This window comes from Streptomyces sp. NRRL F-2664, from assembly GCF_000719345.1.
Lineage (GTDB): Bacteria > Actinomycetota > Actinomycetes > Streptomycetales > Streptomycetaceae > Streptomyces.
Genome location: NZ_JOFX01000545.1, coordinates 1 through 262 on the forward strand (window position 1 = coordinate 1; position 262 = coordinate 262).

A 262-nucleotide genomic window follows, 5' to 3' on the forward strand; every position below is an offset into this window, starting at 1 on the left:
CTTCGACCTGGTGGGGAACAACATCCCGGTGTTCTTCATCCAGGACGCGATCAAGTTCCCCGACATCATCCACGCGGGCAAGCCGCACCCGGACCGGGAGATCCCGCAGGCGCAGAGCGCCCACGACACCTTCTGGGACTTCGTCTCCCTGCACACCGAAGCCACCCACCACACCCTCTGGAACATGTCCGACCGCGGCATCCCCCGCTCCTACCGCATGATGGAGGGCTTCGGCGTCCACACCTTCCGCCTCGTCAACGCC

1 protein-coding gene is annotated in these 262 nt (G+C 65.3%); it reads left to right on the plus strand.

The annotated features are described in order from the left end of the window. Window positions 1-262, plus strand: a 262-nt coding sequence (locus IF89_RS40200; RefSeq protein WP_043195171.1) for a catalase, incomplete at both ends; no start/stop codon positions are given.